19 protein-coding genes are annotated in these 21,699 nt (G+C 63.9%); 11 read left to right on the top strand and 8 right to left on the bottom strand.

What is annotated here, in order from left to right:
• Positions 1-33: 33 nt before the first annotated feature.
• The 5 genes from QCE64_RS07330 (at position 34) to QCE64_RS07310 (ending at position 4,993) form a co-directional block, all read left to right on the top strand.
• A complete protein-coding gene (locus tag QCE64_RS07330; protein ID WP_310003253.1) occupies positions 34-987 on the top strand; it encodes a LysR family transcriptional regulator in 954 nt (317 codons plus the stop codon).
• A 132-nt stretch (positions 988-1,119) separates the two neighbouring features.
• Positions 1,120-2,277, top strand: coding sequence for an aromatic ring-hydroxylating dioxygenase subunit alpha (locus QCE64_RS07325; protein ID WP_310003251.1), 1,158 nt, complete (start codon positions 1,120-1,122; stop codon positions 2,275-2,277).
• A gap of 126 nt (positions 2,278-2,403) precedes the next feature.
• Complete coding sequence (locus QCE64_RS07320) at positions 2,404-2,676, top strand: hypothetical protein (RefSeq protein ID WP_309916383.1); 273 nt, start codon at positions 2,404-2,406, stop codon at positions 2,674-2,676.
• 541 nt (positions 2,677-3,217) lie between these two features.
• Positions 3,218-4,453, top strand: coding sequence for a porin (locus tag QCE64_RS07315; RefSeq protein WP_309808409.1), 1,236 nt, complete (start codon positions 3,218-3,220; stop codon positions 4,451-4,453).
• A gap of 153 nt (positions 4,454-4,606) precedes the next feature.
• Positions 4,607-4,993: a hypothetical protein gene (locus QCE64_RS07310; protein WP_310003250.1), complete on the top strand. Its 387-nt coding sequence runs from the start codon at positions 4,607-4,609 to the stop codon at positions 4,991-4,993.
• A gap of 24 nt (positions 4,994-5,017) precedes the next feature.
• On the opposite strand, the gene QCE64_RS07305 is transcribed toward QCE64_RS07310, so the two are convergent.
• Both QCE64_RS07305 and QCE64_RS07300 read right to left on the bottom strand, forming a co-directional pair.
• Positions 5,018-6,601: a hypothetical protein gene (locus tag QCE64_RS07305; protein WP_310003247.1), complete on the bottom strand. Its 1,584-nt coding sequence runs from the start codon at positions 6,599-6,601 to the stop codon at positions 5,018-5,020.
• A 138-nt stretch (positions 6,602-6,739) separates the two neighbouring features.
• Positions 6,740-7,783, bottom strand: a complete 1,044-nt coding sequence (locus tag QCE64_RS07300; protein WP_309930132.1) for a DUF2235 domain-containing protein — start codon at positions 7,781-7,783, stop codon at positions 6,740-6,742.
• Between the two features lie 261 nt (positions 7,784-8,044).
• On the opposite strand from QCE64_RS07300, the gene QCE64_RS07295 reads away from it, so the two are divergent.
• Both QCE64_RS07295 and QCE64_RS07290 read left to right on the top strand, forming a co-directional pair.
• Positions 8,045-8,293, top strand: a complete 249-nt coding sequence (locus QCE64_RS07295; RefSeq protein ID WP_310003245.1) for a hypothetical protein — start codon at positions 8,045-8,047, stop codon at positions 8,291-8,293.
• Positions 8,294-8,487: 194 nt separating this feature from the next.
• A complete protein-coding gene (locus tag QCE64_RS07290; protein WP_309916372.1) occupies positions 8,488-9,606 on the top strand; it encodes a hypothetical protein in 1,119 nt (372 codons plus the stop codon).
• A 229-nt stretch (positions 9,607-9,835) separates the two neighbouring features.
• Here the strand turns inward: QCE64_RS07290 and QCE64_RS07285 are convergent, their stop codons facing one another.
• The gene (locus QCE64_RS07285) at positions 9,836-10,138 is read right to left on the bottom strand and encodes a DUF4148 domain-containing protein (protein ID WP_309916370.1); all 303 of its coding nucleotides are present in this window, start codon (positions 10,136-10,138) and stop codon (positions 9,836-9,838) included.
• Positions 10,139-10,708: 570 nt separating this feature from the next.
• Here QCE64_RS07285 and QCE64_RS07280 point away from each other — a divergent pair.
• Genes QCE64_RS07280 through QCE64_RS07270 form a run of 3 tightly spaced genes read left to right on the top strand, consistent with a single transcriptional unit; the run spans position 10,709 to position 16,655 of the window.
• Positions 10,709-13,921, top strand: a complete 3,213-nt coding sequence (locus tag QCE64_RS07280) for an efflux RND transporter permease subunit (RefSeq protein ID WP_310003243.1) — start codon at positions 10,709-10,711, stop codon at positions 13,919-13,921.
• Between the two features lie 2 nt (positions 13,922-13,923).
• Positions 13,924-15,138 carry an efflux RND transporter periplasmic adaptor subunit gene (locus tag QCE64_RS07275; RefSeq protein ID WP_309916365.1) on the top strand — a complete coding sequence of 405 codons (1,215 nt, stop codon included), beginning with the start codon at positions 13,924-13,926 and terminating at the stop codon, positions 15,136-15,138.
• Between the two features lie 14 nt (positions 15,139-15,152).
• The gene (locus QCE64_RS07270; protein WP_404987354.1) at positions 15,153-16,655 is read left to right on the top strand and encodes an efflux transporter outer membrane subunit; all 1,503 of its coding nucleotides are present in this window, start codon (positions 15,153-15,155) and stop codon (positions 16,653-16,655) included.
• A gap of 333 nt (positions 16,656-16,988) precedes the next feature.
• On the opposite strand, the gene QCE64_RS07265 is transcribed toward QCE64_RS07270, so the two are convergent.
• The 3 genes from QCE64_RS07265 to QCE64_RS07255 form a co-directional block, all read right to left on the bottom strand.
• Positions 16,989-17,597: a methyltransferase domain-containing protein gene (locus tag QCE64_RS07265; RefSeq protein WP_310003241.1), complete on the bottom strand. Its 609-nt coding sequence runs from the start codon at positions 17,595-17,597 to the stop codon at positions 16,989-16,991.
• A gap of 297 nt (positions 17,598-17,894) precedes the next feature.
• Positions 17,895-18,518 (bottom strand): hypothetical protein, encoded by a 624-nt coding sequence (locus QCE64_RS07260; protein ID WP_309916360.1) that lies wholly within the window; start codon positions 18,516-18,518, stop codon positions 17,895-17,897.
• 19 nt (positions 18,519-18,537) lie between these two features.
• The gene (locus QCE64_RS07255; protein WP_310003239.1) at positions 18,538-19,932 is read right to left on the bottom strand and encodes a selenium-binding family protein; all 1,395 of its coding nucleotides are present in this window, start codon (positions 19,930-19,932) and stop codon (positions 18,538-18,540) included.
• Positions 19,933-20,090: 158 nt separating this feature from the next.
• Between QCE64_RS07255 and QCE64_RS07250 the strand changes: the two genes are divergently transcribed.
• The gene (locus QCE64_RS07250; protein WP_309808395.1) at positions 20,091-20,246 is read left to right on the top strand and encodes a hypothetical protein; all 156 of its coding nucleotides are present in this window, start codon (positions 20,091-20,093) and stop codon (positions 20,244-20,246) included.
• 82 nt (positions 20,247-20,328) lie between these two features.
• Here QCE64_RS07250 and QCE64_RS07245 read toward each other — a convergent pair whose 3' ends face one another.
• Entirely contained in the window at positions 20,329-20,649 is a 321-nt protein-coding gene (locus tag QCE64_RS07245) for a hypothetical protein (protein WP_309916352.1), read from the bottom strand.
• A gap of 110 nt (positions 20,650-20,759) precedes the next feature.
• Complete coding sequence (locus QCE64_RS07240) at positions 20,760-21,626, bottom strand: methyltransferase (RefSeq protein WP_310003237.1); 867 nt, start codon at positions 21,624-21,626, stop codon at positions 20,760-20,762.
• Positions 21,627-21,699: the final 73 nt, after the last annotated feature.

The following is a 21,699-nucleotide window of genomic DNA, read 5'->3' as shown; positions in this document are numbered from 1 at the left end:
GTCACGCACAGCGTTATTGTCGCCGATGCACAAATGAATCCCGTCGATCTGTTCGCCCTGATGCCCGACATGGCCGTGTTCGCGCGCGTGGTCGATGCCGGCAACTTCTCCGTCGCCGCACGGCAGCTGGGCACGCCACCCTCCACGGTGAGCCGCCAGATCAAGCGTCTCGAGGAGGCGCTCGCCACGCGCCTGCTCGAACGCTCGACGCGCAAGGTCCGCGTCACGGAAGCAGGGCAGCAGGTGTATCGATATTGCCGCGACATGGCTGCCGCCGCCGCGGCCGCCGTCGATGCCGCCGGTCTCTCCACCGGCAAGCCGCAGGGGCGCGTCACGCTGTCGGCGCCGACGGCCTACGCGAAATCCGTCATCCACCCGCTCGTGCCGGCGTTTCTCGCGGCCTATCCGGAAGTCGACGTGCAGCTTGTCTTCAGCGACCACGACATCGATCCGCTCGAACACGACATCGATCTCGTCATCCGCGCGACCAGCCAGCCGCCGCAGGGGCTCGCCGCCCGTCCGCTCGGGCGCGTGCGCTGGCAGCTGTGCGCGTCGGCGGAGTATTTGCGCGCGCGGGGCGTGCCCGAGCATCCGCGCGAACTCGCGGCGCACGACTGCATTTATCTCGGCGAAACCGCCGACGACAATCGCTGGCGCTTCACCCGGCACGCGACCCACGCGGCCGGAGAGAACGCCGAGACGGCGACGGTCACGGTGCACGGCCGCTACCTCGCGAATCACGCGGGCGCGCGGCTGGAGGCGGCGGAACGAGGGCTCGGCATCGCGGCGCTGCCCGAATTCGCGGCCCGCGATGCGCTCGCCGCCGCCAGCGTGCAGCCCGTCCTGGCCGATTGGGAGATCCAGGTGCGCGCGTATCAGGGCCCGGTGTGGCTGCTGTATCCGCCGAACCGCTTCCTGCCACCGAAGGTGCGAGCGCTGATCGATCACCTGCATGCGCACCTTGGGAACGCGGGGCGGGACGCGTAGCCATCGGCTTGATTTAGGACAAGCTTGCACGCGCCGAAACCGACATCGCCGTGTAGACTGCGAATGGTCGTTCATTGCGCCGCAGTCGCCCGGGGCGCTCAATCCGATCTCCCTTTCCCGGAGGCGTCGTACATGCACGCAGCGTTGCCGCAAGGCGAGCAGGAAGCCGGTTCCACCGATACACCCGCAAGACCGACGCGCGATCTGCGCCGCGTCGACATCCATCCAGACAACTGGTATCCGCTCGCGTGGTCGCGCGAGGTGAAGCGCGGCCGCGCGCATGGCGTGAAGTTCGCCGGCGATCCGATCGTGCTCGTGCGCACCGAATCGGGCCAGGTGTTCGCGCTCGAGGACCGCTGCGCGCATCGGCAGGTGCCGCTGTCGGCGGGCGTCGTCGACGGCGAGTCGATCCGTTGCTGCTATCACGGCTGGACCTACGATTGCACCGGCCGCTGCACCGACATTCCCTATCTTGGCCGCGAGCGCCTGCCCAACGGCGTGCGCGCCTATCCGTGCCGCGAGGCGGCGGGGCTCATCTTCGTGTTCACCGGCGACCCGGCGCTCGCCCCGCAAGCGAAGTTCCCCGAGCTCGGTTCCGCCGATGATCGCGCCTACAAGACACGCCGTTTCGGCGGCGATGTGAAGTGCCACTACACCTTCATGCACGAAAATCTGATGGACATGAACCATCAGTTCCTGCATCGCCGGCAGATGGGCAGCATGCGCGCGCGTTCGCTCGGACGGCGTCGCGGAGATGACTGGATCGAGGTCGACTACGTGTTCGCGCGGGAGGCGGGCAAGCAGCCGATCGGCGAGGCGCTGGTGTTCAGCCAGAAGCGCGGCGCGAAACCGGACGACTCGAACAAGGACGTCATGACGGTCCGCACCGAGTACCCGTGGCAGACGCTCAAGATCCGCACCAAGGACGAAACCATGGTGATGGATCTGTGGATCGCCTATGTGCCGCTCGACGCCGAGCAGCGCACCAACCGCACCTTCGGCCTGTTGTCCATCCGCCGCCCTAAGCTGCCGCTGGTGCTCGACGCCGCGTGGCCGCTGCTGGTCTGGTTTACCGAGCGCATTTTTACGGAGGACCGGTGGATCGTCGAGCGTGAACAGGAAGCGCATGACCGGCAGGGCGCGGATCACAACCACGAGGTGTTTCCGGTGATCCTGGATCTGCGCGCGCTGCTGTCGGAGCAAGGGGTTCCGCACGGCACCGGTCGCGGCGGCGGCGAGATGCGCCGCGTCCATTTCATCCAGCCGGTGCAGGAGCTGCCGGCTTCATAAGCGAGCTTCGTGAGCGGACTTCCTGCGGAGCGCTCTCGATTGCGCGGGGAGCGGCGCGGCGTTATACAGAGACAGAAGAGAGTCCATCGACAGCAGGCGAACATTCAAGCACGGAGGACATCCATCATGAACAACGACCCGACCGAGCCGCGCAGCGACGCTCCGCAGATCGACGATGCACATCCTGACGTCGAGCATTTCGACGCCGCGATCTCGCATGTCGATCAGTCCTACGCCGCCGGCAAGATGGCCGCGGGCGCGGCGAAGGGCATCTTGTACAGCATCATCGAGACACTTGGCACACTCGTCGGCGACCCCGATCTTCCCGCGCATGCCCGCTCGGGCTATGAAGGGCTCCTGGAAACCGCGCGCGAGCTGCGCACGAAAATCGAACCCTGAGCGGTGCCAGGATCACCGCCAGCGCCGCTCCCGGGCGCTGGCATAATGCATTCTTGATGCTTTCGGTTCGCCGTGGCGTGACGCTGAGCCGAAAGCCATTTGCTTCATGGAAGTAATTTCAACCTGACGCGGCGGGTCGGCTGACCCGCACCGCGCTTCCCTCGCGCCAGACTCAAGGCGCACGGCCTTTTCAGGCTTTCCAGCTTTCCTTGCATCCCCGCCCCATCGACTGCTCAGGTCCATCCGGCCGTGCCGCCGTGCGATCGTTCGTTTCGTGCAAACTCCGCTCCGAAGCCATGCTGGCGTCAGGCATTCGTCAGTTTCGCGACCGGATGCCGCCAAACGCAGCTTGCGGAAATTCTGGTTAACCAGACAGTGAAAAAAAACGACAACAAAGTGTGACGTCCTTTCGCATTCTGTCTGTAAGCCATACACTTCCCGTCGATAAAAGTTACGACTTGATACACGTCAAGCCGCTTCGGCGGCACCGGTTCCACAAGTCGACGACACAAGTTCAGCCCATTGCATGAGGAGATAAAAAATGAAGCGTTTTGCGCTGACCCAGGCCGCTGCCGTCGCAGCCACGACATTCGCGGCCGCGGCACCGGCCTTTGCCCAGAGCAGCGTCACGCTCTACGGTATCGTCGACGATTCGATCGTCTATCAAAGCAGCCAGACGTCGCTGGGTTCGAACAGCGGCGGCCGCTCCAACGTCAAGATGGCGTCGGGCATCTGGGCAGGCAGCCGCTTCGGCCTGAAGGGCGCTGAAGATCTGGGCGGCGGCAACAAGGCCATCTTCCAGCTGGAATCGGGCTTCAACATCAATACCGGCGGCCAGCAGTACACCAACGCCATGTTCGGCCGCCAGGCATGGGTCGGTCTGACGAACCCGGGCTACGGTACCCTCACGCTGGGCCGTCAATACACCTCGTACTACACGCTGATGTCGCCGTACAGCCCGACCAACTGGCTGACCGGCTATTTCGGCGCGCACCCGGGCGATCTGGACGAACTCGACACGATCTACCGCGCGAACAACTCGATCGTCTATACGTCGCCGAAGCTGTACGGCTTCACGGTGAGCGGTTCGTACTCGCTCGCAGGCGTGCCTGACAGCGCCTACCAGGGCTCCACGTGGTCGGCTGCGATCCAGTATCAGCAAGGCCCGATCGGCGGCGCGGTGGCGTTCACGCGCATCAACAACTCGACCAACGGCGGCGGCGTGTACGGCGCGGACTCGACGACCAACACCGGCGGTCAGTCGGGCGTGTCGGCGGTGACCAACGGCTACCAGGGCGCGCAGGCGCAGAACCGCTTCGCGGTGGGCTTCGGCTACACCTTCAACAGCGCGTGGGATGTCTCGGCGACGTACACGAACGTTCAGTACATCCCGGGCATCAACTCGAAGTTCACCGATACGGCCATCTTCAACACGGCGGGCACCGTGCTGCACTGGAAGGCAACGACGGCATGGGACTTCGCGGCAGGCTACAGCTACACGTGGGCCAGCAAGGCGAACGGCATCGACGATGCAGCGTCGTACCACCAGTTCAACCTGTCCCAGTACTACTCGCTGTCGAAGCGCACGGGCCTGTACGCACTGGAAGCGTTCCAGCGCGCGAATGGCCGCACGCTGGGCACGCCGGTGTTCACGCCGACGGGCGCGGTCAACCGCCAGATCAACGCGACTGCATCGATCGGCGACGGCTTCCAGGGCGCCCCGTCGTCCTCGCGCAGCCAGTTCGCGGCGGGCGTGGGTATCATCCACCGCTTCTAAGCAATATTTCGCGGCCGCGTGCCGCGGATCGTTGCAAAACCGGACGCCTCGTGCGTCCGGTTTTTTTTGTGCTTCTCCATACTGATCCGATGCACCGGCGGGCGCAGGCCTTGCTGACCGCATCTCACCAATGCAGCCATGGAGAATTGAATCATGTCCAATCGCTCAGACTCGTCATCCGGCGCCGATGCTCCCGCCGGCCTCGCGCGTCCCTTCAGGTTGTTCGCGGTCGAACAGCGCGTGCTGGCGCAGAACGTGGATGGCAAGGTGATCGACATCGGCGCGATGGAAGCAAAGAACGGCGCCTTTTGCTCGCGCACGGATTCGGGCGATATCGTCACGGAGCCGAAGCGCAGCGCCGAGCTGGCGTTGAAGGCACTGGTCGAACACCTGTCGTTCGACTTCCTCGATGGCCTCTTCACCAGCGAGCGCGAAACCGAAGTCAGCGGACGCTTGCAGGACTATCCGGGCATCGAGTTCGAACTCGACGAGACCTTTCCGCGCGAGATGACCGAACCCCGTCCGCCGCATCTGTTCTGAGTCTTTGAACGCTGCGGCGCGCGTTCAGGAGCCTGACCGAAGCGTCTTCGCCGTGTCCTTCGACGCGCCGGGGGGACGACGCGCGGCGTGATCCACATGATCGACGCGCGGCGGGAACATCGCGCCCACCAGACGATCGACGAAGTAGAAGAATTTGTCGGACGCATAACCCGCAATGAACGCGATGGCGAGCGGCGAGATATTCTTGCCGCCTTCGAGCAAGCCGCTGAACAGCCCGATCGATATCCCCACGATCACCGCGCTCGTCACATGCGCCCGGTTCGCCACTTTCGAATGCTCGGGATGGAAGGTGCTGGCCGCGGATTCGGCCGACAGCTGGCGCAGGATCGCCGCGCACGCGCCAAGCCATGCATAGAGCACCGGCAACATGAAGCCGGTGACCGCGCCGACGATCGACAGGATGATGTCGTTTGCATAGAGCGCCATCGCGCGAATGTCCTGATAGACGGCGATTTTCTGGAAGCCTTGCTGAACGGCGTCGAGGTCGCTGGGCGGATGGCTGTCGCCGGGCTCCGCGTTCGGCCTGGCGAGCAGCGGCAGCGTGATTTCGAGCACCTTGCGCGCGACATCCGGATTGCATTGCCAGTCGCCGCTTTGGGTCTTGCCGGAGAAATAGCGCGGTGAATGCGAAGTGCGATAAGCGCCCTGAAAATTGAGCACGCTTTCCTGGGCGTCGCAGGGCGCCTTGTAGGGGCTGCGGATCGCGCCGAGCCCGAGACTCGTCGTGAAGGCGCTGATGCGCGATACGTCCGCGAACAACTGGCGATTATTGGTTGCGAAGTTCTGCAGTTCCTCCTTGATCTGCAGCGCGGGTTGCGAGTTCTGCAACGCGATGACGGCATCGGCGTCGTGCTTTTTCTCGGCGTCGCCGATCGCCACGGCATGCGCCTGCAACTGGTTGTGCAGCGTCAGCGCGGCGGCGTCGTTGCTCTTGACGACCGTGGCGATGTCCGTGGCGACCTGATTGGCGACGAACAACAGACACGACAGGGACACGACGAACACCGTCAGCGCGATCGCCGAATACGTGTAGATGCGGATCGCACGGCGCGCGCCGTGCCGCGCCTCGTCGCCCGCCGTCTCCGCGACGACCGGCGCGACTGCATGGGCGATGCGGCTCATGGCGGCGTAGAACGCGCTCTCGATGCCCGCGTCCCACGCGTGCTCTCCCTGCGCCGCGCGCGCTTTCGCGATGGCTTCGACATCGTGCTCGTCGAGCAGCTTGCCGTTCTGCGCGCCGTACGAAATCAGGTCGCGGCAGTGGTCGAGATCGCTGGCGATGCGTCGTCCGGGATAGTGCACCGAGGCGGCAATGCGGATCATCGCCTCGTAGAACGCGCCGCCAATCGCGCGATCCCATACGCCTTGATCGAACGCCTCGCGCGCGCGGCGTACGGCGTCGACGTCGGGCTTCGTCAACACCGTGCCACTTGCGTCCGCATGCGAGATGAGCGCTTCGCACGCAGCAAGATCGTCGGCGACGCGCGGACCCGGCTGACCGCTGCCGGCTTCGTCTTCCGCGTCTTCCGCGTCTTCCTGAGTGCTGGAAGGGTGCGCAGCGCGTTCCGCTGTCGTGGATGTGCTCATTCCGGTCTCCTCGTGTCCGGGCGGAGCATGGGCTGCGGACGGACGTATTGCCGGCCAGGCGCGCAGATGATTGCGATTGCAACTATCGGCGCATGGCGTGCGTATCGACTTACGCATTGCACATGGGGTATAACGCGTTCATGTGCCGACAGTAAGCGCCTTCAGTTGCGTGACGAACCCCGGATACGCGCTGAGAAAGCCCGGATCCTTCAGCCGCGCGACGAGACTCGGATCGATCGTTTCGTTCAGCGCCTGACCGGCGGTGCGCGGCTCCTCCTTGCAGACTGCCTTGAGGAACGGGTGGTGCGCGGTGAACTCGGTGTACGAATCGATGGGCTGTGAATCGTAGGCGAGCGGCGGAATCTGGATGGGACCGTCGATGGCAAGACCGCGCGCGGCGGCTTTCTGGCGCAGCCATTCGGCCGGAATCAGCGGCAGCAGATCCGCGGGCGAGCGTGGCGGACTGAGATAGCCGCCGCCGACATTCGCATGCGCGCCCGCAAACCAGCGCTGTTCGAGCGGCAAGTCACCACGCGCTTCCTCGCCGGGGGTCCACAAGGTCGGCTTATAGAGCGAGCGGAATTCGTTCGCTGCGATCGCGTGATAAGCCGCCTTCGTGCTGTTCGAAAGCGTGGTGTCGTGGAACCGGTAGTAACTCGAGAAACCCGGGACCGGCAGGCCGTCCAGCGGGATGCCGAGTTCGCCGACGGTATCCCACACACCGATGAACTCGACATCCACCTCGCGCGAAAACTGCTTGCGGAAGGCGACGACCGATTCAGCCGACGCCCCGACATCGCGATCGCGATAGATGCCGTAGGCCTGATCGACCGAGTCTGCGTCCCAGCCGTTGGTGAGGCCGCATTTGCGGATGAGTCCCGCCAGGCTGCGCGCGGAATAGGCGCCGCGGCTGAAGCCGAGGATATAGATCTTCGCCTCGGGCCGGTAACGCTGACACAGCCATGCATAGCCGCTCTTGATGTTCTGGCTGAGGCCGTCGCCGAAGGCGCCGCCCAGAAATTTGTCGGCGAGCGCAAACAGGCCCTTGCCCTGCGTGCCGACGCCCGGCACGTAGAAGGTTTCCTGCTGATCGGTTTCCGGCGCGAGCTTGTAGAGCAGATAGGCGTTGGTGCGATCGTTGGGTTCGTTCCACGTGCCGTCGAAGAAGATGGCGAGGTTCATGAACGCAGATCTCCAGTGATCCTGACTCGATGGCGCCGGTATGACAATTCGACGCCCCGATGTAAGGAATAGGAAACGGCGGCGCCATGTGCAAGCACGCGAAGCATGTAAAGCGGGCTTCATGCACCGAAGCACTGCATTTTGGCGGATAAGCGTGGCATGTCTGCGCGCTGCATGGCAGGGATGCCGCGCGCGCTGCGCGGCCTTGTGCGATCCTGAGCCTGCGGCCGGATGAAAGGCCGCGCTCCTGCGGGGTGAATCATGAAAAGCAAGCCTTTCGGCGCGGCGCTGATTGTTGCATCGGTCATGCTGGCGATACCGGGCGCATCCGCATTCGCGCGCGGTGACGGACCGCGACTCGCACAGGACCGCCTCGATGCGCTCGTCGCGCAGCATCGGGAAGCGGCGCGCAACATCGGCCGGACGCCGGTGCGTCAGGACCGTGCGCAAACTCGAGGTCCGTTGCAAACACCGTCGACGGATCAGGCGCTTCCCGCTCCGGACGCATGAGCGATCGATGATCGGAGGCAAGCCGCCAGGCTTGCCGGAAAACCGGCGTGCAACGCGCCAGATCGCGTTCGCACGCTTTTTTTGCAACGCGTTCCACTTTTTATTTGCAGGCAAAGGTATGAAATTTGCGGCCGCCGCCCGGGTGCTCCGCGGCGGTACGCCGTCGATCCTCCCTTTCACCTTCATTGAGACCCATGACAAGGAAAGCGCTATCGATCGCCATTCTCTCCGCTTCCGTACTCGCAGCAGGTTGCGCGGGCATCGGACCGGGCCGCCTCAAGGCCGATCAGGTCGACTACGCCCGCGCGCTCGGCGACGCAAAAAAACGTGAAATTCTTGCAGCGATTGTCGGATTGCGCTTCGCCGATGCGCCTTCGTTTCTCACAGTGAGCAGCATCATCGCGGCATATACCTTCGATGCCACCGGCGGCGCGATCCTGAACGCCGGCTCCGGCGCCCAGCCGAACTACGCGCAGGCGACCGGCAGCGTGTCCTACTCGAACCATCCCACTTTCACGTTCACGCCGACCACCGGCGATGCCTACGCAAGCGCGTATATCCGGCCGCTGTCGCCGACGCTCGTGATGCCGCTCGCGGAAAGCGGGATTCCGATCGACCTGCTGCTGCGCATCACCGCGCAGTCGATTGCGGGTTTGCAGAACGGCACGGCGCTGGGCGGGCCGAATTCGTCGGGCTCGCCGCAATTCTTCCTGTTGCTCCAGGCGCTGCGCCGTCTGCAACTGGCGGGTGAGTTGAACGTCGAGTCGCGCAATACGGACAACGGCAAGGACGACAAGACGGCCAAGGGCACCAGCCGGATCAACGATGCGGACAAGAGCGGCGTGTTCATCACGCTCGGTGCGACGCGAAGCGGCGACAGCAAGCAGGTCACCGACGACTTGGCGCTCGTGCGCAAGCTCCTGCATCTGTCGCCGAAGATGAAGACCTACGAGATCGTCTACGGGCAATCAGCGGATCACGACCGGATTCCGATGGTCACGCGCTCGGTGCTCGGCATCCTGACCGATCTCGGCGCGCAGATCGCCGTGCCGAACGAGCAGGTAGGCAATGGCGCGACCATGCCGACGATCGGGCTGATCGGCGGTGAAACGCGGCCGACCATCGTGGTGAAGACGGGAGAGAAGCCGCCGAAGGATGCGTATGTGAGCGTGCTCTACGACGAGTCTTCTTATTGGATTGACCGCGGCGACTTCGATTCGAAATACGCGTTCACGGTGGTGCAGAACCTGATGGCGCTCGCGGAGGTGACGGACACCTCGAAGTCGCCGGTGGTGACTATTCCCGCGAATTGATGGATACCGCGCGTATCGAAGCACGGCTTGCCGCATGAGCGCGAATGCAGCAAAACGTGATCGCACGCGTTTGCGTTTTGCATGCAGCATCATTAATGCAGATGGGCATTTTGCATCACGCATGCAAAATAAAAGAGCGACATCGAAAGATGTCGCTCTTTGCGCTTGCCGCCATGTGGATTGGACGGAGGAGGGCGATTCCGGATGATCGGACCGCCCGTCGACGCTATTACTGACCGAAATACGCGCCAAGTGCGCGCGGCTGTGCGCCGGCTGTACGACCCGACTGCGACGACCCTGCCGCCACCGAACCGTAATCGCTCGTCTGCGTGCTCACGCGAGCTTCGGCAGCCTGAATGTTTTGCGGGTACGACGGATCGCTGATGTTCGGGTTGTAGCCAGCTTGCTGCAACTGGGCCAGCTCGGCACGGACCTGGGCGCGCGAAAGGGGCGCGTCGGCTTGCTGGGCAAACGACAGGGCGGGAACAGCGAGGGCGGCAGCAACAGCAAGGGCGGAAACGAGCGTCTTCATGATAGGTAACTCCGATTCGGATGTCTGATGATGCTGCCGTTCTTCTCAAGCAGCTTGGAACGGAGTTTAAAGACGGGCCTGACGAAGATCATTCTCTTATCTGTTGATTGATCTTTGCCGAGACGGGAATAATCGCAATGAAGAGCTTGTGCGCCATGCAAAGTTTTACCGCGGCGCCCTACGGGAACGGCGTTGGAAGGCTAAAGAACTCCTTGGCTGCAAGCTTGAATAATGCTCTGTTGCATGAGGTGTAAAGATTATTCTTCAAAGCGGTGCTTAATCGCCGGTCGGTGTCCCGCTAGACTTGCGACGCCCGCGTTCGTCGGCATAAATCGCCGTAGCGCACAAAGCCGGCAAGCCAGTTGCCATCAAACAACAGGGCCACGCCGCCATGAACGGCGCAATCGCTCATTCGTCGGCAGAAAACCTTCCGCATAAACCCTCGCAAGCGTTTGCGCAAATTGTTTTGTAAGCTTCAATTGTGTCATCGTAGCGAATGTTCTTGCCCGGTCATGTCGGGCAATCCAACGATTCGAATAACGAACACCAAACGGGGCAAGCGGAACTTCGATGTGGATCGTCAGACTCGCGCTCAAGCGCCCGTACACCTTCATCGTCCTGTCGCTGCTTCTGCTGATCATCGGTCCGCTCGTCATCCTGCGCACGCCGACCGATATCTTTCCCAACATCGACATTCCAGTCGTCAGTGTCATCTGGTCCTATACGGGTCTGCCGCCCGATCAGATGGAACGCCGCATCACGCTGAATTACGAGCGCGGGCTGTCGGTGGCCGTGAACGACATCGAGCATATCGAGTCGGAATCCTTGCCCGGCATCGCGGTCATCCGCATCTACTTCCAGCCGGGTGCGAACGTCGATGAAGCCATCGCCGAGATCACCGCGCTCTCGCAAACCCAGTTGCGCTCGCTGCCGCCGGGCATCACGCCACCGAACATCCTGCGCTTCAACGCTTCCACGGTGCCGATCCTGCGGCTCGCGCTGTCGTCGTCCGAACTCACCGAGCAGCAGCTCTACGACTTCGGCAACAGCTTCCTGAAGACGCAGCTCGCGACGGTGCAGGGCGCATCCGTGCCGTTGCCCTATGGCGGCAAGCAGCGCCAGATCATGGTCGATATCGATTCGAACAAGCTGCAGGCGAAGAACCTCGCGCCGACCGACGTCGTCAATGCCATCAGCGCGCAGAACCTGATCCTGCCGACCGGCACCACGAAGATAGGATCGATGGAATATTCGGTCGGGCTGAATGCGAGTCCGGGTTCGATCGAAGGCCTCAACGACATCCCCATCCGCACGGGACCGGCCGGCACGATCTATATCCGCGACGTGGCGCACGTGCGCGACGGTTTTCAGCCGCAGACCAACATCGTGCGCGTGGACGGTACGCGCGCATCGCTCCTCACGATCAACAAGAGCGGCAATGCATCGACACTGGATATCGTCGCGCGGGTGAAGAACCTGCTGCCGACCTTGCGGGGCATGGTGCCTGAATCGCTGAAGATCGAACCGGTCGCGGACCAGTCGCTGTTCGTGCGCGCGTCGGTGTCGGGCGTGTTGCGCGAAGCGGTGATCGCGGCGGGACTCACCGCGCTGATGGTGCTGCTCTTCCTCGGCAGCTGGCGCGCCACGCTGATCATCGCGATCTCCATTCCGCTGTCGATGCTGACGTCGATCGTCGCGCTATCCGCGATCGGCCAGACCATCAACATCATGACGCTGGGCGGACTGGCGCTCGCAGTCGGCATTCTCGTCGACGATGCGACTGTCGCCATCGAGAACATCAGCCAGAACCTTGAACAGGGCAAGGCGCTGGAAGAAGCCATTCTCGATGGCGCGCAGCAGATCGCCGTGCCGACGCTCGTCTCGACCCTCTCCATCTGCATCGTCTTCATTCCGATGTTCCTGCTGACGGGCGTCGCGCATTATCTCTTCGTGCCAATGGCCGAAGCCGTCGTCTTCGCAATGCTGGCTTCGTACTTTTTCTCGCGCACGTTGATCCCGACGCTGGCCAAGTATCTGCTGCGTCATCATGAACACATGGGCGGCGATGTCGAATCGATGAAGGGCTCACGCAATCCCTTCGTGCGCATTCATCTCGGCTTCGAGCGCCGCTTCGAGGCAGTGCGCGGCCGTTATCGACGTTTTCTCGAAGCGCAACTCGCACATCCCGGACGCTTCGCTTCATTGTTCCTGCTGTGCTGTCTGCTGTCGCTCGGGCTTGCGCCGTTCCTCGGGCGCGACTTCTTCCCGTCCGTCGATTCCGGCGTGATCGCGCTGCACATGCGCACGAAGACCGGCACGCGTATCGAGGAAACCGCGGCGCTGACCGATCGTGTCGATGCCCGTATCCGGCAACTGATTCCACGCGGCGAGCTCCGTTCGATCATCGACAACATGGGCCTGCCGGTATCGGGCATCAATCTCTCGTACAGCAACACGGGCACCATCAGCTCCGCGGATTCCGACGTGCTCATCAGCCTCAACGAGGATCACGCGCCGACGGAAGGCTATATCCGCGAACTGCGCAAGCGCCTGCCGCAGGAGTTTCCAGGCGTGGCGTTCTCGTTCCTGCCCGCCGATATCGTGAGCCAGATCCTCAACTTCGGCGTCCCCGCGCCGATCGATATCGCGATCACCGGGCGTGACGTGCATGCCAATCGCGCGCTCGCGAACCGCTTGCTGGAGAAGATCCGCCGCGTGCCGGGGCTCGTCGATGCGCGCATCCAGCAGCCTTCCGACCTGCCGTCGATCAATGTCGAAGTGGACCGCACGAAGGCCCTTCAAGCCGGCTTCACACAACGCGACGTCGCCAACAACCTGCTCATCACGCTCTCGGGCAGCCAGCAGACGACGCCCACGTTCTGGCTCAATCCTGTCAACGGCGTGAGCTATCAGGTCATCACGACGGCGCCGCAGTACGACATGAATTCGCTGCAGTCGGTCGCGAACATTCCGGTCACGTCGGCGAGCGGCAAGACCAATATTCTCGGCGCGCTTGCCTCGCTGTCACGGGGCGCGCGCGATGCCGTCGTGTATCACTACAACGCGCAGACCACCATCAATCTCTATGCAACCACCGAGCGGCGCGACCTCGGCGCAGTATCGGATGACGTGCAGCGCATCCTCGACGACGCGCGCGGCGAGTTGCCCAAGGGCTCGTCGATCGAAATGCGCGGGCAGGTCGAAACCATGAACAGCTCATTCTCGGGTCTCGCGTTCGGGCTCATCCTCGCGGTCATGCTGGTCTATCTGCTGATCGTCGTGAACTTCCAGTCATGGCTTGATCCGTTCATCATCATCACGGCCTTGCCGGGCGCGCTGGCGGGCATCGTGTGGATGCTGTTCCTCACGCACACGACGCTCTCCATTCCCGCGTTGACGGGCGCGATCATGTGCATCGGCATCGCGACGGCCAACAGCATCCTCGTGGTGAGCTTCGCGCGCGGCGCGCTCGCTGAGCATGGCGATGCGTTGCGCTCGGCGCTGGAAGCAGGCTATACGCGCTTTCGTCCGGTGCTGATGACGGCCGCCGCGATGATGATCGGCATGGTGCCGATGGCGATCGGACTCGGCGAGGGCGGCGAGCAGAACGCGCCGCTCGGACGCGCGGTGATCGGCGGGTTGATGGTGGGCACCGTCGCCACGCTGTTCTTCGTGCCGGTCGTGTTCTCGATGATCTATCAGCGCATGGAAGCGCGCGGCAAGGGACCGGGCGCGGCGGCGCGCGCGCTGGGCATTGAAACCAACGATCCGCAGGCGGAGTGAGCATGGAAGAGCAGGTGTCGCAACGATCCGACAAGCCGAAGCGCGGGCGCTGGTGGCTCGTGGCCGCGCTCGTGGTGGTCGTCGCGCTCGTCGCGCAGGGCATCGTTTCGCGCCATGCTGCGCATGCGGAGCTGGAGCGCGATGCGAGCGAGCACAGCGTGCAGACGGTCGAGGTGATCAAGCCGGCGCGCATGAAGGCCTCGCAGGACCTGGTGCTGGCAGGCGATATCCGCGCGTTCTCCGACGCTCCAATCTTCGCGCGCACCAACGGCTATCTGAAGCGCTGGACCGTGGACATCGGCACCCGGGTGAAGAAGGGGCAGTTGCTCGCCGAGATCGATGCACCCGAGATCAACGACCAGTTGCGCCAGGCGCGCGCCGATGCGCAGACCGCACGGGCCAACTATCTGCTCTCGAAGACCACGGCCGAGCGCTGGACGCAGATGCTCAAGAACAACTCGGTATCGCGCCAGGAGACGGATGAGAAGAACGGCGACATGCTCGCCAAGGAAGCCGCGTTCAATGCCGCGCAAGCCAACGTGTCGCGGCTCGAACAGCTTGTGTCGTTCCAGAAGATCTATGCGCCTTTCGATGGCGTTGTGACCGCGCGCAACACGGATGTCGGGCAGCTGATCGATGCGGGCAGCGGTGCGGCCGGACGTGAGCTGTTCCACATTCAGGATGCGTCGGCGCTGCGGGTGTTCGTCGATGTGCCGCAAGCCTATGCGCGCATGGTCACGGTGGGCCTGCCCGCCGAGCTGCTGCTCAACGAAGATCGCAACCGCAAGTTCGAAGGCGTGACTGTGCGGACGGCCGGCGCCGTCGATCCGGTTGCACGCACGATGCGCGTCGAAGTCGATGTCAAGAACCCGACCGGCGAACTGCTTGCGGGCGCCTATGCGCAGGTGCGTTTCAAGCTGACGAGCGCGACGCCTTCGTACACGCTGCCGGGCAATGCGTTGCTGTTCCGTCCCGATGGCGTGCATGCCGCGAGTGTCGATGCCAACGATCGCGTCAAGCTGTTGCCGGTCACGCTCGGTACGGACTACGGCACGCGGGTAGCCATTGCGTCGGGACTGAAGGGCGATGAACGCGTGATCGTGAATCCGCCGGATTCGATCATCGACGGGACTGCGGTGCGCATCGGCCGCACGCATGGCGGCGCGCCGCAGGGACCGCGCGGGGGCGCGGCGAAACCGGAAGGAAGCGAGTCGTGACGCGGGCTGCGTTCATTCTTCGGCGAGGCAGGCCGATCGCATGGCTCGCAGCGGCGGTGCTGTCAGGGTGCGCAGCGGGTCCCGACTATGTCCGTCCGGACGTCGCGATGCCGGTTGCATACAAAACGCAGATTGCGTCGGACGTTCCGGCATCGGCAACGGCCGCGCAAGACTGGAAACCCGCCCGGCCCGCCGACACCACGCCGCGTGCGGCATGGTGGGAAGTCTATGGCGATCCGCAGTTGAACGCGCTCGAAGAGCGCGTCGCGGGAGCGAACCAGACCGTGGCCGCGGCGGCGGCGCGCTATCGCAGGGCGCGTGCCGCCGTGGCGCAGACCCGCTCGGCCTACTTCCCGACGGTCACCACGAATGCGGCATTCAATCAGTCGCGTGCGTCGTCCAACGTGCTGTACAAGTCGAGCGCGGGCGTGACGGTGCCGGACTATCTCGTCGATGCCCAGATCTCCTGGGAGCCTGATCTGTGGGGGCGCATCTCGCGCGCCGTCGAAGGCGGCCGGGCCGAGGCGCAAGCGAGCGCGGCAGACCTCCAGGGCGCCATCCTGTCGATGCAGGCCGAGCTCGCCACCAACTATTTCGATCTGCGCGGCACGGTGGAGGAAGAGCGGCTCTTGCAGGCGACGCTGCAGGCCTACGACAAGGCGCTGGCCTTGACGCGCGACCGTTTCGCCGGCGGCGTCGCGGCCGAGTCCGACGTGGCGCAGGCGGAGGAACAGCTTCGTTCGACGCAGGCGCAGTTGATCGACCTGGAGACGACGCGCGCGAGCCTCGTCAACGCTATCGCCATTCTCGTCGGCGAGCCGCCTTCGAGTTTTGCGCTCGACGTCGATCCGCTCAACGAAGGGCATGCGCCTCGGCCATCGGCTGCGCTGAACGCGCTGCCGCTCAGCGTGCCCTCTGCCTTGCTGGAACGCCGGCCGGACATTGCGGCGGCAGAGCGGCGTGTCGCGGACGCGAATGCGCGCGTTGGCGTGGCCACGGCGGCGTTCTTTCCGAACCTGTTGCTCGCCGCGACGGGCGGACTGGAAGCCACTCACTTCAGTTCGTGGATCGAGGCGCCGAGCCGTTTCTGGTCGCTCGGGCCGCAACTCGCATTTACCGTGCTCGATTTCGGCGGCCGCGCCGCGGCGCGCGATGCTGCGCGCGCCGCTTATGACGAGAGCGTCGCGGATTATCGGCAGACGGTGCTCTCGGCCTTCGGTCAGGTCGAAGACAACCTCAACGCGCTTGACGTCTTGCGCCGCGAGAGCGCCGCGCAACGCGATGCCGTCGACGCCGCGCAACGCGCGCTTGCGAAGGTGGGAAATCGCTATGAGAACGGCGCGATCACGTATCTGAGCGTGGTGGTGACGCAGGCGATCGTGTTGTCGGATCAGCGGGCGGCGGTGCGCATCGAGCGGCGCAGGATGTCGGCGAGCGTCGCGCTGATCAAGGCGCTTGGCGGCGGCTGGAGCGCCGCCGATCTGCCGGGCACGGACGAGTTATCGCGGCGCGAGTGATACGGCATTTTGCATGCGTTCGGCCGGATGGAATCATGCATGCAAAAGGCAAAATGCCATTGAGCGGCAACGATGCAACGCGATGAGAGGAACGGCGACGGGTCGTCAAGCTGGATCCACTGCACTCGGCTCTTTGCTTTCCGCGCTCTGCATGCCGTGCTCTGAACTCCTTGTGATGCATGCCGCACGATGCATGCAAAATACCGCCTGGCATTCAGCATCAAGCATTCAAAACGCAAAACGCCGGACCCCTGATGATCTCAAAGACCCGGCGCTTCCTCACTTCCGATCCCTACGTTAGCGCGACCACGCAGCTCGCCCGCGCACAGTCTCTCAGTTCTTGCCCTTCGGCCTGCAGGTCATGAAGAACTGCGAGCTCATCCACCACGGCGCGATGGGCAGCGGACTGAGCTGAGTCGCATCGATCCGGAAGCGCTTGCTGACGACATCTCGCAATTCGCGGAAGTCGAAGCCCTTGTGCGTCGTGCGCGGATTCTCGGGCCGGCTCACGCGAATCCCGACCATCGCCTTGAAGAACTCAGCCGGAGAATACTCGGACTGCAACGAGCGGCTGCGGATCATCCAGTTCGAGACTTTCGGTCCGATCGCGAGTCCATACATGATCGGCACCGAGATGACGAATGCACCGTTCGGCTTGAGAATCCGCGAGGCGTCGTCGAGCAGGGCATCGAGCTCGTGATCGAAGAGATGTTCGCAGACCTCGAATGCGGTCAGCACGTCCACGCTGTTCGCCGCCACCGACTTGAGCGACTCCGCGTACTTGATCTCCGGAAACGCCGGCGCCATGAACATGTCATGACCGATGAGCGTCACGTCAGGACGAGTTTCACCGAGTGCGTGCAGAAACAGCCCCGGTCCCGCGCCAAAATCCGCGACGGTACCGCGCTCAGGGCACAGTTCGCTGACCAAATTGATCGCCATCGACATTCTCGTGCGATGGGCGAAACGAGCGAGCGGATTGCCTGAATTGACGGTTTGTTCTTCGTATGAAATCTCGCGCATCAAAAACTCCCCACGTGGTTTTATCGGCCTGATGCTCCGGTGGCGCGCCGCGATATTCACTGTTCGTTCCGGGCGATAGTGCCGGGAGTCGCTGTCCCGCGCAATCGGCCACGATAGCCGTTGCCCGCCGAACTCAAGCCGCCTGCCGCCATGCCGTCGAGTCGGCCGGCGCGGTCGCATCGCACCCTGCATCAAGGCGCTTTCAAAACGTGGAGACTACAGGAAGAGCCACGCGCCGCATGCGATGAGCGCCACACTCCAGAGCCAATCGATGTTGATCCAGCCGCTGCGCAAAAAGCCCAGGCCGCCGCGCGCCTGCACGGACATCGCGATCATCGAGATCAGCGCGATCACGGCAAGCATCGCGCCCGTGTGCACCATCAGTGCGATCGCGCCCGCTTCGTAGGCGCGATCGGAGATCCTGCCGGTGCAAAGCGGCAGCAGCGCGGGCACGAGCATCAGCCCGGCGCCGTGCGCGCTCGACATCACGAACGACCAGAGCGCGAGCCCGGCGAGCCCGGTGCGCATGCCGACCGTCGGTCTGCCGCGATGCCCGCGCCAGGCCCGCCACACGCCCCAGCCGATGAGCACCGCACCGCAGCCGCGCGCGAGCACGTCGTGGCCCACTGCCATGCCGAGCGTGAGCGCGCCCGCCAGCACCAGCGCGACCGAGGCGGCATGCCCGAGCGCAATCGGCACGAGTGACACCAGCGCGACCCGCCGGCTTCTCGCATAGAGGCCGAGCGCGACGGCGAAGAGCCATCCCATCGCGGGATTGAGCCCGTGGAAGGCACCGAGGCTCGCGGCTGTGAGAAGCAGCCCGGGCGAGGCAGAATCCATGCGGGCGGCTCGCGGCGTGTCAGGGGTAGCAGAACGAGTCCGACGAACAATCGCCGCCTTGCAGCCGGATCTGATGCGGCCGGTGCCCCTTCGGCCAGTCGATGAAGAACTTCTCGTCGACCGAGAGCCCGCCATCCGCGCCGGCATCGAGCTTGACCATCCAGCCGTCGATGCCTTCGGGATAGAACTGCGCATCCACCGCGCCATACAGCGAGTTCGTGAAGTACACGCGACGGCCGTCGCGGCTCACCTCGACCATCTGCGGGCCGCCGTTCAGCGCGCCGTTGGCCGCGCCCGGATGGGTCGCGCGGGACACCACGCCGCCGATGCGCACCTTGCCCGTCAGCTTCGGCTCGTAAGGATCGGACACGTCGTATTGCAGCATGTCGCCGGTGCCCCAGCTGTAGACGTAGAGGAAGCGGTCGTCCATCGACAGATCGATGTCCGAAACGAGCGGCGGCACCGCATTGAAGCCCTTCAGCAAGGGCGGAAGCTGGTCGGCGTCGGCGGGCTCGGCGGGAATCTCGATGATTTTCCTGACCGCCCACTTGTCCTTGTCGCGGTACCAGGTCCAGATCGACGAGGACAGATCCTTCAGACTGATCACGCAATTGACGAAGCCGTAGGCCTTGGTCGGATCGTGCGCGGGACGCAGTTCGAAGACGAGCTGATACTCGTCCCCAAAATCGATCTCCTGAATATGCTTGCGCTTCGTGAAGTCCCAGAAATGCAGCTTGCGGCCGTACTTCGCGCCCAGCAGCAAATCGGGCACGAGGCCGTTCTCGAAGGTGTCCGGCGTGCCCCATTCGCTCGTGACCATGGTGTCGTAGCCGAGATGCCACCAGCCGTCGTAGGCAAGCTGCTGCGGACCGCGCTCCACTTCCCAGCGGCCGAGCGGATCGAAGCTCTGCTGGTCGAGCATCAGCACGCCGCCGGGCGCCTGGCCCTGGGCATTGCCGAGCGCCGTGATATAGATTCCACCCGGCCCGCAATGCACCGTGTGCGGCCGCGTATAACCGGTTTTTTCGGCGAGCTCCGCGGGCTCGATCGTCTTCACGATGACGGGCTTCTTCGGATCCGGCTTCGTATCGATGATATGGATGCGCGATGAACGCAGCCCCGGCACCACCAGATAGCGCCGCTCCATATGGGGATGCGGCGCGTTGGGACAGAGACAGGATGAACACGCGTTCCAGCCGAAATGATGCAGCTCGTCGCCGGTATCGGGCATGGCGATTTCGCCGACGATCTTCGTATAGTCCGGCGAATCCGGATCGACATCCACCACGGCGATCTTGTCGGGTGCGCGGCGCTCGGGATCGAAGGTCGCCACGTACGCGAGCGTCTCGCGCGGCGCCTTCGCTGCAAGACGCGGGGAAGGGTAGAAGCTCGGATCCGGTTTCCATGTCGCCATGTGTGTCTCCAGTCGTCGGTTCGCCTGCCAAGCACTATAGGACACAAGCGCTTTGCGTGCTCCCGGCCACGCGGGCCTTGTGCGTGAAGAAGTCGGACCGTCAAGCGCAGCGCGGCCTAGAATGCCAGATATCGCCCCTTGATCGACAGGAGATTGCGATGACCGAACCGATGATCAGCGTGATGGCGGGTGTGCTTCTGTTGTTGTGCATCGCGGCAGTGCTCGTGATGAATCGCCGGCATCCGCATATCCATACGCCGCGGCCGCGCTGGCTGGATTCGCATCCGCAGCGCGACTGGTTGCACAGGCATTGAGCGCGCAGTGCAGCATGCAACGCGCCGGCATGACTCGGCGCCGTGTGCATGAATGAAGTGAACTGTTCGTGTGAAACGCCGATCAGCGGCGCGGCCCCTTCATCGCCTCGGCTTCCATGGCGGCATGCCATTCCTCGCTGTTCTCGATCGGGTCCATGCCCTCGTCGATGAATGCCGATGCGCGTTCCGCCACGCCGCGCGTTTCCTCTTCGGTTTCCTCGTCGGCGAAGATGTCGTCGTCGGGAGGCGGCTCCAGCATGTCCTGCAGCATCGCCTCCAGTTCGGGTGTTTCCCACGTTTCGCCGCGCTGCTTTCGCTTCTTGATGTAGTGCCGGATCTCGGCGTCCTGCTCGGGCGTCAGCGGTAGTCCGCGAAAGGTGCGGTTGCCGTCGAAGTCACTCATGATCGCTCCTTGCACGCTCAGCCTGTCATCGGTTTTCAGGCGTCCCTAGTGTAACGCCGGTCGTGCCGCCCACGTCGTTCGCACGGTATAAAACGCATGAGCGGGCTCGGCTATGGCTTCACGAACTTGAGCGTCATCCGGTCCGATTCGCCGATCCCGGCATAACGCGCGCGGTCGGCATCGCCCCCTTTGAAGGTCGGCGGCAACGACCATACGCCGTACGGATAGTCCTTCGTGTCGCGTGGATTCGCATTGACCTCGCTGCGCCCGGCGAGCACAAAGCCGGCGGCTGTCGCATGTTCGATCACGAACGCCTCGGTCACATAGCCCGTATCGATCATCTGCTGCACGCTCGTTCCCGGTCGCGCGCGGTGTTCCTCGACGCCCAGTTCGCCGCCATGCTGGAGAGCATCGTAGAAGGCCTTGAAGTTCGCATCGACCTGTCCGTCCTTGATCCAGTTATGGATGTTGCGGAACGTGAGCACGCGTGCGAACCGTTCATGCGCGTCGAAGCCGATGAACCGTCCCGCGTGCAGCGTGCCCACCTTCACGTTGCCATAGAGCGCGGGTGTGGCGGCGAGCTTGCGAAGGTAGGCGGCATCGGTTTCGCTGTCCTCGGCGGCGAGATCCGCGGACGTGCTGAGATACTGCGCCTCATACAACTGCCCCGCATCGTGCAGATACGGCGCGAGTATGTCCGTGTACCATCCGCCGCCCGGCGCGATCTCCAGCACCGCCTGCGTCGGCGCGAGATCGAAGAATTGCAACGTCTCCTTCGGATGCCGGTACACATCGCGCGCACGCGCCTTGTCGCTGCGTTGCGGGCCGGCGATCGCGGCATCGAGCGAGGTCGTGGCCGCGTCCTGCGAAGAGGCAGGCGCACTGGATGACGATGCAGCGCATCCGCCCAGCACGAGCGCGGAGAAGACAGCGGCAAGCGCGACGGCGCGCGCACGGTGCAGACGGACAGTATCCATGGGATCGAAAGCGTGACAGGGAAGGGGACACCATACGCGTTTCCGTCCGAGCCTGCTGCGTGCCGGAGACGTC

Origin of the sequence: Caballeronia sp. LZ043 (assembly GCF_031451075.1) — a bacterium.
Taxonomy (GTDB): domain Bacteria; phylum Pseudomonadota; class Gammaproteobacteria; order Burkholderiales; family Burkholderiaceae; genus Caballeronia.
Note: the sequence above shows the minus strand (reverse complement) of the source record. Positions and strands in the feature narration are given on the sequence as shown.